The organism is Martinezella sp. CNPSo 3732 (assembly GCF_057784515.1).
In genome coordinates, this window is record NZ_JBXSOO010000001.1 from 1015731 (window position 1) to 1030511 (window position 14781).

Annotated in this window: 12 protein-coding genes; 5 read left to right on the top strand and 7 right to left on the bottom strand. The window is 61.4% G+C overall.

Going from position 1 to position 14781, the window contains the following annotated elements; translation table 11 throughout:
• Positions 1 to 88: 88 nt before the first annotated feature.
• Positions 89 to 1705, top strand: coding sequence for an ABC transporter substrate-binding protein (locus AC13RM_RS04625; RefSeq protein WP_488554641.1), 1617 nt, complete (start codon positions 89 to 91; stop codon positions 1703 to 1705).
• A 60-nt stretch (positions 1706 to 1765) separates the two neighbouring features.
• Here AC13RM_RS04625 and AC13RM_RS04630 read toward each other — a convergent pair whose 3' ends face one another.
• From AC13RM_RS04630 to AC13RM_RS04660, 7 genes are read right to left on the bottom strand one after another with little or no spacing between them, the layout of a single operon-like run.
• Complete coding sequence (locus AC13RM_RS04630) at positions 1766 to 3187, bottom strand: FAD/NAD(P)-binding protein (RefSeq protein ID WP_440479860.1); 1422 nt, start codon at positions 3185 to 3187, stop codon at positions 1766 to 1768.
• A 3-nt stretch (positions 3188 to 3190) separates the two neighbouring features.
• Positions 3191 to 4426, bottom strand: coding sequence for an acyl-CoA dehydrogenase family protein (locus tag AC13RM_RS04635; protein ID WP_440479861.1), 1236 nt, complete (start codon positions 4424 to 4426; stop codon positions 3191 to 3193).
• A 60-nt stretch (positions 4427 to 4486) separates the two neighbouring features.
• Positions 4487 to 5545 (bottom strand): aldo/keto reductase, encoded by a 1059-nt coding sequence (locus AC13RM_RS04640; RefSeq protein ID WP_440479862.1) that lies wholly within the window; start codon positions 5543 to 5545, stop codon positions 4487 to 4489.
• Positions 5546 to 5559: 14 nt separating this feature from the next.
• Positions 5560 to 6495: an ABC transporter ATP-binding protein gene (locus tag AC13RM_RS04645; protein WP_440479863.1), complete on the bottom strand. Its 936-nt coding sequence runs from the start codon at positions 6493 to 6495 to the stop codon at positions 5560 to 5562.
• Complete coding sequence (locus AC13RM_RS04650) at positions 6473 to 7468, bottom strand: ABC transporter ATP-binding protein (RefSeq protein ID WP_440479864.1); 996 nt, start codon at positions 7466 to 7468, stop codon at positions 6473 to 6475. Before AC13RM_RS04650 ends, AC13RM_RS04645 begins: the two co-directional genes overlap by 23 nt.
• Positions 7465 to 8469: an ABC transporter permease gene (locus AC13RM_RS04655; protein WP_113232595.1), complete on the bottom strand. Its 1005-nt coding sequence runs from the start codon at positions 8467 to 8469 to the stop codon at positions 7465 to 7467. Before AC13RM_RS04655 ends, AC13RM_RS04650 begins: the two co-directional genes overlap by 4 nt.
• Entirely contained in the window at positions 8466 to 9455 is a 990-nt protein-coding gene (locus AC13RM_RS04660) for an ABC transporter permease (RefSeq protein ID WP_374822266.1), read from the bottom strand. The genes AC13RM_RS04655 and AC13RM_RS04660 overlap by 4 nt, the downstream gene beginning before the upstream one ends.
• A 288-nt stretch (positions 9456 to 9743) precedes the next feature.
• On the opposite strand from AC13RM_RS04660, the gene AC13RM_RS04665 reads away from it, so the two are divergent.
• Genes AC13RM_RS04665 through AC13RM_RS04680 form a run of 4 tightly spaced genes read left to right on the top strand, consistent with a single transcriptional unit; the run spans position 9744 to position 14763 of the window.
• Complete coding sequence (locus AC13RM_RS04665; protein ID WP_374822269.1) at positions 9744 to 11348, top strand: ABC transporter substrate-binding protein; 1605 nt, start codon at positions 9744 to 9746, stop codon at positions 11346 to 11348.
• 22 nt (positions 11349 to 11370) lie between these two features.
• Positions 11371 to 12549, top strand: coding sequence for an LLM class flavin-dependent oxidoreductase (locus AC13RM_RS04670; protein WP_374822272.1), 1179 nt, complete (start codon positions 11371 to 11373; stop codon positions 12547 to 12549).
• Positions 12550 to 12560: 11 nt separating this feature from the next.
• Positions 12561 to 13598, top strand: a complete 1038-nt coding sequence (locus tag AC13RM_RS04675) for an ABC transporter substrate-binding protein (RefSeq protein WP_113232599.1) — start codon at positions 12561 to 12563, stop codon at positions 13596 to 13598.
• Between the two features lie 16 nt (positions 13599 to 13614).
• The gene (locus tag AC13RM_RS04680) at positions 13615 to 14763 is read left to right on the top strand and encodes an acyl-CoA dehydrogenase family protein (protein ID WP_488554642.1); all 1149 of its coding nucleotides are present in this window, start codon (positions 13615 to 13617) and stop codon (positions 14761 to 14763) included.
• Positions 14764 to 14781: the final 18 nt, after the last annotated feature.

Sequence of the window (14781 nt, forward strand, 5' to 3'; positions counted from 1 at the left end):
GGCCGGGCACCCGAAGATGCGCCGATCGCGGACATCTCCGCCAGCGGTTCACCGAAGGACCGATCCGTTCAGCCGGCAAGGAAAGCGAATGACCATCAACCGCCGCCGTTTCAATCAACTGCTTCTGCTCTCGACCGCAGCAACCTTTCTGCCAACCGTTGCGGCGCGTGCAGCCGAAACACCGCCGCGCGGCGGCACGCTAAATTTCATCGTCGAGCCCGAACCGCCGACCATCCTGGCACTCGCTCATACCGCCGGCGGTACGCAGAAGATCAGCCCGAAGATCACCGAGGGTCTGCTCACCTACGATTTCGGTCTCGTGCCGAAGCCGCAGCTCGCGACCGAATGGTCGGTGGCCTCAGACGGCCTCACCTATACGTTCAAGCTCAGACCCAACGTCAAATGGCACGACGGCAAGCCGTTCACCTCGGCAGACGTCGCCTATTCGATCGAACTCTTGAAACAGGTTCATCCGCGCGGACGAGGCACGTTTGCCAATGTCGTCGCGGTCGACACACCAGACTCCCTGACGGCAATATTCCGTCTTTCCAAGCCAGCACCTTACCTCCTGAAGGCGCTCTATGCGGCCGAATCTCCGATCGTGCCGAAACACATCTACGAAGGCGTCAAGATCGCCGATGTTCCGACCAATCCGAACGGTGGCGCCCCTATCGGCACTGGTCCCTTTGTCTTCCGGGAGTGGGTGCGCGGCTCGCATATTATCCTGGAACGCAATCCCGATTATTGGGATGCCGGCAAACCCTATCTCGACCAGGTCGTGGTTCGCTTCGTGCCCGATGGTGCCGCTCGAGCAGCCGGCTTCGAAACCGGTGAATTTGATCTTGGCAGCGATAACCCCATCCCACTGGCCGATCTCGAGCGCATCAAGGCGCTGCCGAATATCGGTATCGATTCGCGCGGCTACGAAACGAAGGGCGACCAGACACAGCTCATCCTCAACCTCGACAATGAATATTTGAAGGATGTTCGCGTGCGTCGCGCGATCGCGCATGCGATCGACCTCAATGTCATCCTCAATACGGTCTGGTATGGCTATGGCCACGTCTCGCCAACGCCTATCAGCACCTTCCTGCCGCAATATCTGAATACCGCGATCAAGCCCTATGCCTTCGATCTCAAGGCGGCCGAGCAATTGCTTGATGAAGCCGGCTACAAGCGAAACGGCAGCGGCAACCGTTTCTCACTTCGCCTGACGCACAATTCCTACAATGAAGGCTTCAAGCGCGTCGCCGAATATCTGAAGCAGAATCTTGCGCGCATCGGCATCGATGCGAGGATCGATTCCTACGACTTCTCGACTTACATCCAGAAGGTCTATACCGAGCGCGCCTTCGACCTGACGGCGGAATATCTCGGCAACCAGTTCGATCCGACGCTCGGCGTGCAGCGCATCTACTGGTCGAAGAACTTCAAGCTTGGGTTGCCCTTCTCCAACGCTAGCCACTATCAGAACCCGGAGGTCGACCGGCTGCTCGAGGCAGCCTCGATCGAGGTCGATGAGGCAAAGCGCAAACAGGAATTCAACGACTTCCAGAGGATCATCGCCGACGAGCTGCCCGTCATCAATCTGATCTCGCTCGAAAACGTCACTGTCTTCAACAAGCGCATCAAAAACCACACGATCGGCGCGGAAGGCGTGCAGTCGAATTTCGCCGATGTCTATATCAAGAAGGGTGAAGGCTGACACTAAGAAGCAGTCCGTTCTGCTTGAGGGGGCGATGCGGCCCCCTTCTTGTATGCCAGTTTATGAGGCGGCAAGGGCGAGCGGCGTCAGCTTGCCGAGAATACGATCGGCGAGCGCAATCGCCTGCACCCGCTGTTCCGAGATCGAGCTTGACTCCCAGGCAACACCGCGCAGCGGATGACCGATGGCGCTGATGTTGCGGTGAACACGCCCCTCTTCCGAAATGACATCGCCTTGCTCCGTGGCATCGATGCCGAAGCCGGTACTGTGCGGGCGAACCTCTCCGCTTTCGATGAGGCTCCTGACGAAGGGATCGGAAATGCGCCGCCAGTCATGCAACTGGTGGCCACGGCAGTCGATGACGCCGCCGAAAGAATGGGACTCGGTACCCAAGCGCGTTTTCAACGTCGCCGCGATCAAGCGGCCGGCAGGCTTCATAGAAAGCAATCGCGCAGGCCGGTGCCGGAGCCGGCCTTCGGCAATCGCCCTGGAGACGGCGCGATAGCTGTCAGGCGCGGCGCGATGCGCCGTCACATCCCAGAATGCCCGCAGGTGACGGGCAAACCGCAATCTCTCGGCATCATCAGCCTTTTGCCACAACGGCAAAATGTAAGGACGGATGGCGAGCGGCAGCGCCTGCCAATCCTTGGCCTCCGCCGCCAATGCGCGACGCTCGGCCTTGACAATCGAGAGCAAGGACCGCGCGGTGGTCGGCAGCGGTCTCTCCGCGAGGAAATCACGCTCCAGTGCGGCATTGCGCCGATCCTCTATGAACTGGCCACGCCTGGATATGACCTGATAGTGGCCCTGGAAGCCCCGCGCCTCCATGCTCGCGACCGCATCGACCATCGACAGGCTCGAGCCGATGAGCAAGATCTCGTCTGCTTCCACCAGGCGGTCGAGGGCTGCGGCATCCCACGGAGATGCCGCAAAACCGGGATGACGGGCGACGGATGCTTCCTGTCGCGCGAGATCGGGCTGGAAGACGCCGAGGGCCAGAACCACCTCGTCCGCTTCGATAGTCTCGCCTTCATTTGTCGTGATCTCCACCCTGTGCGGAGCGGACGCCAAGCTGCTCGCTGCGGCCCTGACATGCCGGAATGTCGATCCGGAACGCGCCGTCGATATCGCCCGGCGCAGCTCATCGCGGACATAGGTTCCATAAAGGTAGCGCGGCGGAAAACTGCCTGCGATATCGGCAGGCGGCGTCCAGCCGTAACGCGACGCGTTCTCCGCCAGCCAATGAACCAGATGGTCGGGCTCTTCCGGATGAAGCGAAAAGGTGCCGGCGGGGCCATTGACGAGATGCACAGCCTCGGTCGTGCTATAGGCGACCCCACGCCCAAGCTCCTCGCGGGGTTCCAATATCGTGATCGAAAGCGGCACCTCCGTCTTGTCGAGCAGCTTGATCGCCGTTAATGCACCGGCAAAGCCGCCGCCGACGATGACGACGGAATGATGGGAATGCAGGTCTATGTGCATGGCTCAGAAGACCTTGCCTTCTTCCAGATGCGTCGTGGTGCCGTTGATGTAATAATCGCCGACCACCCGCGCCTTGTGCAGCAGCGGATTGTGGTTGAGCACCGTGCGGATGTTGCGCCAATGGCGATCGAGGTTGAGTTGCCGCGATGTCGCCGAACCGCCGCCGAGCTCGAAGACGTTAGTCGCGGCAGCAAGGGCAAGCTGCGATGCGACGATCTGGGTGCGCGCCGTCGTCAGTGCGCTTTCGACCAAAGCCGTCTCCAGCATCTGCGGATCATCGCCCGCAAAAGCTGCCGCCGTCCGATCGAGCGCCCGGGCGCTTTCGCGGATCAGCGTATCGACGGCAAAGGAGTTTGCCGCAACCTCGCCCAAGATCTTCTGGACGAAAGGATCGGCATTGGCCGTCTCGGCGGCACTGTGGGCTGCAGAGCGCGCCTGTCTGCGTACATATTCGGTGCCTTCTGCCAGCGCGCCGCGGACCGCGCCAGCCATCGAGGCGGCAAGGTGCAGCTGGCGCAGCGTGGACGTATGCCTGCCGATCAGCGTATTGAGTCCACGCCTCGAAATCTCGTGCGGCAGGACTTCGACGTCCTCTAGAAGCACGCCGCCGCTTGCCGTCAGCCGCTGCCCCATGCCGTCCCAATCGTCGAGGATGCTGATCCCCTTCCGGTCGACGGGCAAAAGCACGCTGACGAGCTGGTCCTCATCATCCTTGGCGCTGAACGAGGCGAAATCGGCGAATGCCGTGCCGGTCGCATACCATTTGCGCCCGTTGAGCCTATAACTCTCGCCGGATTTCGTCAGCCGCGTCGTGACCTCGCCCGGACGCTTTGTTCCCTGTTCCGTGTGGGCGCCGCCGAAAAGCTTGCCGCCAAGGACGCGGGCAAGCTGCGTGCGATCGACCGAACTGTTCGGATTGAGCAGCAGCGCCTCCGTGAAGTTGAAATGGCTGCGGAGTGCATGAGCGACATTGGAATCGGCCGCACCGATCGTCATCACCATCTCGATATAATCGAGCACCGATCCACCCGGGCCGCCGAGCGCCGTCGGTATGCGCAATGTGCCAAGCCCCGCCTCCTTGAACAGCTTGAAAGCCTCGTGGGGCAGCTCGCGTTCGAGGTCTCGACGCGCAGCGCCTTTTGCGATCTCCGCAGCAAGATCGGGTATTCTTGCAAGCAACGTCGCCCGATTGGTTTCAACGGGTACGGAGGGCACGGCTGATGAAGCTGTTATGGGCATGAAAGGCTCTTTGCGCCGGAAGGAGAAGGCCCCGCTCAAGCAGGGCCTTAGGCTGGATGATCAGGCTACGGCGCGAGCAAGCGGCACGACGTTTCCGGCGTCGCCGGCAACACTGACCGGAACCCGGCCTTCGACAGGATGACTCGGATCATTGAAGCCCGGCGTGGACGGATGCCCTGTCGTGACTAGGCGATCGACCAGGGCCTCGTCCTCAGCGGTCAACTTGACGTTGAGAGCTCTCACATAGCTATCCCAGTGCTCTTCAGTGCGCGGGCCGGTAATCGCCGAGGTGATCAGCTTGTTGTTCAGCACCCAGGCGATGGCGAATTCGGTCGGGGTCACCTTCTTGGCGGCGGCATGCGCGGCGATTTCCTGGGCGATGGCGATCGATTCCGGACGCCATTCGGTCTCAAGGATGCGCTTGTCGCCGCGGCCGGCACGGGTATCGGCAGCCGGCTCCTTGCCCGGCTCGTACTTGCCCGTCAGCACGCCGCGCGCCAGCGGCGAATAGGAGACGACGCCGAGGCCATAATGATGAGCGGCGGGAAGCTGCTCGGCCTCGGCCGTGCGGTTGACGATATTATAGAGCGGCTGGCTTGCGACCGGGCGATCGATGCCGAGCTGGTCGGCGAGATGCGAAATTTCCGCGATGCGCCAGCCGCGGAAGTTCGAGACGCCGAAATAGCGCAGCTTGCCCGCGCGGATAAGATCGGCAATCGCACGCACTGGCTCCTCCAGCGGCGCGTCGAAGACGGCGCGATGGAAATAGAGTATGTCGATATAGTCGGTGTTGAGACGGCGCAGCGAATTTTCCACCGTCTCGATTACCCATTTACGGGAATGGCCGCCGAGATTGGGACCCTTCTTGTGCGAGTTGACGAACTTCGTCGCGAGCACCCAATGATCGCGGCTTGCCTTGATGCCCCGACCGACCACCTCTTCCGACTTGCCATCATGATAGACATCGGCGGTGTCGATGAAATTGATGCCCTGATCGCGGGCCTTGTCGATGATGCGGAAGGCGACGTCGTCGGGCGTCGGGCCGCCGAACATCATCGTCCCAAGGGTGAGAGGCGATACCTTCAGCGCGCTGCGCCCGAGATAACGATAATCGACCATGTCATTTCTCCATTTCATTGTGCGTGATGGCAGGCGACCGTGTGACCACTGCCCATTTGCCGATAGGCCGGATCATCACTCCGGCAGATGTCTGTTGCGAGCGGACAGCGCGTATGAAAGCGACAGCCGGACGGCGGGTTGTGCGGGCTCGGCAGGTCGCCCGTGATCGGTGCCGCCTGCTTGCGCCGCGACGGATCGGGCACGGCGGCAAGCAGCGCGCGCGTGTAGGGGTGCTTGGCATCGCTCCAGAGCCTTGCCGTCGGCGCGCTTTCGACGATGCGCCCGAGATACATGACCAGCACGCGATCGGCGAAATAGCGCACGACCGACAGGTCGTGGGAGATGAAGAGATAGGAAAGCGAAAGCTCCGTCTTCATCTCGACGAGAAGATTGAGGATCTGTGCCTGGATCGACAGATCGAGCGCGGACACGGGCTCGTCGCAGATGACAAGCTCAGGCTGCAGGATCAGAGCCCGGGCAATCCCGATGCGCTGGCGCTGGCCGCCGGAGAACTCGTGCGGATAGCGATCGAGTGAATCCGAGGGCAGGCCGACATGGGCAATCATCGAAGCGGCAATGGCGTCACGGCTCTTGCGATCACCGATGCCGTGGACGGCGAGCGGCGCCGTCAGGATCGCGCGGATCGTCTGGCGCGGGTTGAGCGATGCGAACGGGTCCTGGAAGATCATCTGAATATGCCGGCGGATTGCCTGCAATTCCTTGCCCGACATCGCAGCGACATCGCGCCCCTTGAAGGTGACCCGACCGGAGGTGGGATCGACGAGGCGCATCAGGGATTTGCCAAGCGTCGACTTGCCGCAGCCGGATTCACCGACCAGCGCTACGGTCTCACCCTCGAGGATCTCAAGCGATACGTCATCCACGGCCCGCACCGTTCCGGCCCCAGCCGGATAATGCGTGGAAAGCCTATCGACCGACAGAAGCGACATGGGCTCTCTCCGCAAGGACTGGAACATAGGGGCAGGCCACCTCGCGGCTGGTCGAAACTGCGACGAGCGCCGGCACGGACTGCCCGCAGGCCGCTCGCGCCACCGGACAGCGCGGTCGGAAGGAACAGCCCTGTTCGCCGGTTGCCGAAACGATCGAGCCGCGAATTTCCGTCAATGGCCCATCGCGATAGTGATAGTCCGCCTTCAATCGCGGCGAGGCCGCAAGCAGCCCCTGCGTATAGGGGTGATACGGCGTTTCGAACAAGGCACCGGGCAGCCCCTGCTCGACCTTTCGCCCCGCATACATCACGATGACACGATCGGCCCATTGCGCGACGATGCCGAGGTCGTGCGTGATAAGGATGACCGCCATGTTCAATTGGCTGCGCAGGCGATCGAGCAATTGCAGCACCTGTGCCTGGATCGTGACGTCGAGCGCCGTGGTCGCCTCGTCGGCGATCAGGAGCCTGGGATTACAGGCAACGGCGATGGCGATCATGACGCGCTGACGCATGCCGCCCGAAAGCTGGTGCGGATAGTCGTCGATACGTTTTGCCGCCTCTGGAATGCTGACGAGATCCAGCAGATCGATCGCACGCTGACGTGCCTGCTTACCGCTCAGTTTTTCATGAATGCGCAGGACTTCGACGATCTGGTTGCCGATCGTCAATACGGGATTGAGAGACGTCATCGGCTCCTGAAAAATCATGGCGATGTCGTGCCCGCGAATGCTCCGCATCTCCCGTTCGCGCAATTTCAGGAGGTCGCGGCCGTCGAACAGGATTTCGCCCGCCGTCTTTGCATGCCGAGGCAGGAGCCCCATCAGGCCGAGCGCGGTCAGCGACTTGCCCGAGCCCGACTCGCCGACAACAGCCAGCATCTCGCCGGCTGCGGCAGTGAAACTCACGCCCTTAACCGGTTGAGCGCTACCGAAGCCGACCGAAAAATCGCGGACGTCGAGAAGTCCCGTCATCGACGCTCCTCCGAAAAACGCGGGTTAAGGGCATCGTTCAGGCCATCGCCAATGAGATTTAGCGAGAGCACCGTGAAGACGATGGCAAGACCCGGCAAGGCGGTGAGATACCAGGCGGTGCGGATGACATCGCGTCCCGCGCCGATCATCGAACCCCAGGAGACGCGATTGGGATCGCCAAGCCCCATGAAGGACAGCGCCGATTCCATCAGGATCGCGCTCGCCACCATGACGGACGATGTGACGATCAGCGGCGGCAAAGCATTCGGAAGGATTTCCCGAAAAATGATGCGGGCGTGGCCGAAGCCGAGGCTGCGGGCGGCGAGAACATAGTCCTTCTCCTTTATGCCGCGAAACTCGGCGCGTGTCAGACGCGCAACCGTCGGCCAGCTGACGAGTGCAATCGCAACCGTCACCGTCGTCGTGGTCGGCTGTGCGATTGCCACCAGCACGACAAGCAGGACGAAACTCGGCATGGTCTGGAAGATCTCGATGAGCTTGACGAGGAGGTCATCGACCACGCCACCGAAATAGCCGGCAAGCGCGCCGACCGTCACGCCGGCGCCAAGGCCGAGCAGGGTCGCGGCAATGCCGACGGTCAGCGAGATCTGGGCACCATGAAGAATGCCCGCCAGCACATCACGCCCCATGGAATCCGTTCCCAACGGATAGGCCGGGTTCTGGCCCGGCCAAAGGAAGGGTCGCGCCACCATCTCCAGGGGATCGCCAGGATAGAAGATCGGCGCAAGCAGGGCCGCAAACACGATGGCGGCCAGAACGGCAATGCCGAGGAGCGCGTTGGGATTGGAAAGAAAGATCCTGAGCTCACGCCGACGCCCCTGCCAGCGCGGGGCCGAAACAGCCGTGGTGCGGGCATCGGGTGCATGGATGTGGGTCCAACGGCGTTCAGGAACGGGTGCGGCCTTTGCTGCTGCTTCGGGCTCCTCGGCACTGAAATCACGTGCCGTGTCCGCATAAATCTTGAGTTCTTGCGCTTTCATCGGTTTGCTCCGATCCGCGGGTCGAGCCAGGCTTGCAGAAGATCCACAGCAGCGTTGGCGATGATGACGAGAAGTGACGAGAGCAACAGGATGCCAAGCAGAACGCTGAAGTCACGAGCCATGACGGCCTCGAAAGCCAACCGTCCGAGGCCGGGCCAACTATAGACCGTCTCCACGACGACGGCGCCGCCGAGCATGCCGCCGAAGTGCATTCCAGCCATGGTCGTGATCGGGATTAGCGCGTTGCGCAATACATGCCGCGTCGTCAGCTTGAGGGGCGAAACGCCCTTTGCCCGCGCCGTGCGCACGAAGTCCTGCGACTTGACCTCCAGCATGGCGGCGCGCGTCAACCGTGCATAGATCGCCAGGTAGAAGAGGGCGAGCGATATGGCCGGCAGCACCATGTAGCGCGCCCGGTCGAGTAGCGCCGGCAGACCGGTGAGCCGCGAACCGATGGTGCTGTCGCCGCCGCTCGGCAGCCAGCCGAGCTTGACGGAAAACAGCAGGATCAACATCAGCCCGATCCAGAAACCCGGGATCGAATAGAAGAGGAGCGAGACGATCGATATCAACCGATCCGGCAGCCGCCCGGCAAATGTTGCCATCAGCGACCCGAGGATCAGGCCGATCGCAATCGCTGTGGCCAGCGCAGCCACCATCAACGTCAGGGTACCCGGCAATCGCTGGCCGATCAGGTCGGCGACAGGCATGCCGTAGCGCGGCGAAAAGCCGAGACTGAAATGCGCAAGATTGTTCAAATAGTTCGCGAGCTGCACGAGGATCGGATTGTCCAGGCCGAAGCGCTCACGCAGCGCCGCCATCGTCTCGACGGTTGCCGAGCCGGCTTCGGCTGCCATGACATCGGCCGCATCTCCCGGCGCCAGCTTGAGCAGGAAGAAATTCAGGATGACGATGCCAAGCATCGTCGGCACTGCCTGCACGGCCGTCCGGCGTAGCGTTCGTCCTATCCGCATGTAAGCCGACATCGAAACTCCTCGGCAGCGCCACCGAAATTTCAAGCGCTGCATCGCAATAGTAGTTGACTAAATCTGTAGGTTTTGTCAAATCGATATCGGTAGATATTTCTGAAATTTCTCAAATCGACAAGATAAATTAGAATATATTTGCTATTATGTGCAATTTTTGCATAAATTTTCCCAAGAAGTGAGCGCAAGGCAACAAAGCGACCTACGAGAACCGCTTCCTTAGAGAACATAAAACCAGCAACCGTTCAGGCTCGGCAACGCCACCTTAGACAGACGAGGCAACTTCAGATGACCAGGCTTTCTATAATTACACGTCGGAGTTTCCTGCTCTCGTCGGCAGCGCTCGGTGCAATCGCCGTGGCGGGAACAACCGTCCATGCGGCTCCATCGCGTGGCGGCACCGCGACGCTTCTGCTTTCGGCCGAACCGCCGGTCCTGACGACGATCGCCCATACGGCCTTCAACTCGGTCTATGTTTCGCCGAAGGTGACCGAGGGGCTGCTGACCTATGATTTCGATCTCAATCCGCAGCCGCTCCTCGCCAAACAATGGGCCGTCAGCGATGACGGGCTACGCTACACCTTCAAGCTGCGCGAGGGTGTCAAATGGCACGACGGCAAGCCTTTTACCGCCGATGACGTCGTCTTCTCGATCAAGACGCTCAAAGATGTCCACCCGCGCGGGCGCAACACCTTCCTGAACCTCGTCGAGATCGAAACACCCGATCCTCTAACCGCGATCCTGGTTCTCTCCAAGCCGGCCCCTTATCTGATTACCGCGCTCGCCGCATCGGAATCGCCAATCGTTCCCCGCCATCTCTATGAAGGTACGAAGGTCGCCGAAAATCCCGTCAATCTGGCGCCGGTCGGCACAGGCCCCTTCAAGTTCAAGGAGTGGGTGCGGGGCAGCCATATCGTGTACGAGCGCAATCCCGATTATTGGGACCAGCCCCGTCCCTACCTCGACCAACTGATCGTCCGCTTCATTCCCGACGCTGCCGCCCGCTCGATCGCGATCGAGACCGGCGAGATCGATCTGGCGCCATCGACCCCCGTTCCGCTCAGCGATCTCGACCGCCTCAAGGGCGTGGCAAGCCTCGCCTTCGAAACAAGGGGCTATCAATATGCGAACGGCGTCAGCCGTATCGAATTCAACCTGGAAAGGCCGGTTTTCAAGGATATCCGCGTCCGACAGGCGTTCGCGCATGTCATCGACCGCAAGGTGATCCGCAACACCATCAATTATGGCTATGGCGAAGCGATCCCCGGCCCGATCAATCCCAACCTGACGAAATGGTATGTCGCCGATCTCAAGACCTATCCGATCGACCTTGCCGCGGCAGAAAAGTTGCTCGACGAGGCCGGTTATCCACGCGGATCGGACGGCGTGCGGTTTCGTCTCAATCTCGACTACGTGCCAAGCGGCGAACCCTACAGCCGCGGCTCGGAGTATATCCGCCAGGCGCTCGCCAAGGTCGGCGTCGAGGTGACGGTGCGTGCCCAGGATTTCGCCACCTACACCAAGCGCATCTACACCGATCGCGATTTCGATTTCGCCTATGAAGGAATGAGCAATCTTTTTGATCCCACGGTCGGTGTACAGCGGCTTTATTGGAGCAAGAACTTCAAGCCAGGCGTGCCCTTCTCCAATGGCTCCGCCTATAGCAATCCCAAGGTCGACGCCCTTCTCGAGGCCGCCGCCATCGAAGTCGATCCCCAGAAGCGGGTCGAGCAATGGCGCGAGATCCAGAAGATTCTCGTCGAGGATCTGCCAGCTCTCGACATCGTCAGCCAGCCGGAACTGACCATCTACAACAAGCGTATTGCCGATCACACGCTCGGCGGCGAGGGCATCGCCGGCAGCCTTGCCTACGCCTACATCGCAACCGCCTGAAGACCGAAAGCAAGGGAACGCCATGTCCATCCAGCACCGTCCCGGCTCCATCGTGGGCCTGCCAAAATTCGCCGCGCCGACCGATTTTCCCGATAGCCCGCTATCGCAGGCCCTGAAGCAGCCGGTTCTGCTCGGCCTTTTTCTGCCGATTCAGGCCGGAGGCTGGACACAATCGACCCTGGAGCGTTCGACCGATTGGCGCTTCGATTACAACAAGGCGCTGACGCTGCGCGCGGAGGAGCTGGGTTTCGATCTGGTGTTCGCCCTGTCGCAATGGCTTCCCAAGGGCGGCTATGGCGGCGTCTTCGACGGCCACGCACTCGACAGTTTCGTTTCGACCGCAGCACTTGCAGGCCTCACCAAGAAGATCATGCTCATATCAACGATGCATGTTCTCTACGGACCTTGGCATCCGCTGCACCTTGCCAAGTTCGGCGCCACGCTCGATCACATCACCGGCGGCCGCTGGGGCATCAATGTCGTTACCGGCCATAGGGCCGTCGAGCACGAAATGTTCGGCTGGCAACGCATCGAGCATGACAGGCGCTATGAGCTGGCCGCAGAATTTCTCGAGGTCGTGCAGCGGCTGTGGAGCGACGACGAGAACTACTCCTTCGAAGGTGAAAGCAGCTGGAAGCTCGGCGGCGGCTACGTGACACCGAAACCGAATTTCGGCCGGCCGATCCTCGTCAATGCCACCGGATCCGATGCAGGCATAGCCTTTGCCGGCCGCTACTCCGATATCGTCTTCATTACCAGCCCGACCGGCGCGGACATCGATAGCGCCCTCGCCTCGCTGCCGGCCCATAGCAAAAGGGTGAAGGATGCCGCCGCCGATGTCGGACGCAGCGTGCGCACCCTGCTCAATCCGATGGTCATTTGCCGTCCGACCGAGAAGGAGGCATGGGAACTCGCCGATCGGATCGTCGCCCATGCCGACCAGCGTTCCCGTAAGGGCTTCCAGTCGCTGGATTCCGATGCCCATGCCTGGAAGGGCCGCGACGCACAGGATCCCTATCGCTTCGTTGGCGGCAATATTCGCGTCATCGGTTCGCCGGAGCAGGTGGTCGATCAGTTCGTCAAGCTGAAGGCGGCCGGCATCGACGGCTTGCAGCTCAGCTTCTTCGATTTCCGCGACGATTTGGAATTCTTCGGCGAGGAAGTCCTGCCGCTGATGAAACAGGCCGGGCTGCGCCACTGAAAGGAACGATCATGACCAGTAATGCCATTTCCGAAATCTGGTACACACGCTGCCCCGTCCCGACGCCTGTGGGACTGGCCGCACAGCTCGGCTATCTCGAAGACGGCTTTCGCAGCGAAGGCGTCACCCTGAAATCCATCATCGACTCTCCCGACAGGAATATCCGGCAGAGCCACTTCAACCACACGCTCGACTGGTCCTTCCGCCATGGCGGCAATGTGCCGCCCATTCGCGCGCGCTCCGAGGGCCGCCGCACCCGTCTCGTCGGCATCACATGGACGGACGAGTTTCAGGCAATCATCACGCTGCCGGAAACCGGCATCAGGGCGACCAGGGATCTCAAGGGTCGCCGCTTCGGCATTGCCCGCCGCCCGGAAGGAATTGTCGATTTCATGCGCGCCACGGCGCTCAAGGGCCTTATCTCGGCTTTGTCACTTGAAGGCTTATCCATCGATGATGTCGAGATTGTCGAGATCGCGCTCGCCGATTCCGTGCTCGCGAGCCAGGAAGGCCCATCCCTTTTCGGCCTCAAGCGCAGGCAGGCCTATGGCGAGGAGATCGCAGCGCTGTTGCGCGGCGAGGTGGACGCGATCTATGTCAAGGGAACCGCCGGGATCAACGTCGCCAATCTCATCGGCGCGGTCCAGGTTGCCGAATTCGGTTTCCATCCGGACCCAAAGATCCGCATCAATTCGGGCTCGCCGCGCGTGCTGACGGTCGACGAACTGCTGGCGGAAGAACGGCCCGATCTCGTGCGCAAGCTGATCGAAGCGATCTTCAAGGCAAGCGCCTGGGCGGAAGCTCATCCGGAAGAAACCCGCCGCTTCGTGGCGCGTGAATCCGGAGCGACCGAAGAACAGGTCCTCGCCGCCAACGGTCCGGATATCCATCGCCATCTTGGCCTGGGACTGGAGCCGGATCTGGTTGACGCCGTCGAGCACTACAAGAACTTCCTGCGCGACTTCGGCTTCCTGGCCGGCGATTTCGATATTGGCGAATGGGTCGACCGCCGCCATATCGACGGCCTTGCCGAACGCGCCGTCGCCTGAACCACGTTGTAACGAGATGACAGAGACCATTGATGATCTGATCGGCAAGGCGAAAAACCTTGCCGAGGATTTTTCGACGACAGCCGCGCATCACGATGCAACGGGTGCCTTCCCCTTCGAAAATTTCGACCGGCTTTTCGAGGCCGGCCTGCTCGGCCTCGTCAGCGACCGAGACCATGGCGGTCACGGCGGGGGCCTGACATCGGCACAGGCCGTCATCAGCGAGATCGCCCGTGGTGAACCCTCGACTGCGCTGGTGCTCGCTATGCACTACACCTCGCATTTTACTATCCGCCGCCTTGGCAAATGGCCCCGCCATCTAGCGGAGCGCGTACTGTCGGCAAACAGGCAGGGCGTAGCGCTGATCAACAATGCGCAGGCAGAACCGCGCATCGGCTCACCCGCCCATGGTGCCCTGCCCGAGACGATCGCGCGCCGTGACGGCGATCGATGGCGCATTTCCGGCCATAAGAGCTACGTCACCGGCATCCCCGTGCTGAAATGGGTGTCGCTTCTTGCCGTCACAGACGAGGAGGAACCGCGCCTTGCCTCGTTTCTGGTGCCGACAGATGCCGCCGGCTTTCGGATCGAGAAGAGTTGGAATGCGGCCGGCATGCATGCCACGGCGAGCGACGACATCATTCTCGAGGACGTATCGATCCCGATTGACGATATCATCGAGTCACAGCCCGCGACGGAACCGATCCGCCGCAACGAACATGCCGCCGCCTTCTTCTTTGGCCTGCTCGGTGCGGTCTATCACGGCGTCGCCAGCGCTGCCCGCGACCGCGTTCTCGCCTTCGCCAGCAGCCACACGCCCGCGAGCCTTGGTACGCCGATCGCGACGGTACCGCGCATCCAGGATGGCTTGGGCGAGATAGAGGTTCGACTTGCAACGAACGCCCGGCTACTGCGCTCGCTCGGGGAGGATGTCGATGCCGGCAGACCGGTCGGCATGGACGGCATGCATGTTCGCCATGTCGTCATCGACAACGCCGTCGCGGTCACTAGCCTTGCGCTCGAGCTCGCCGGCAATCCCGGCCTCAACCGCGATTTCCAGCTCGAACGCCATCATCGCGACGCGATCACTGCCCGCTCGCACGCGCCGCAAAGCCATATGATCCGCACGATCGCGGCCAGGAACGCCTTGAGCCGGCTTGGATAGCCGCCTCCCGTTCACAAG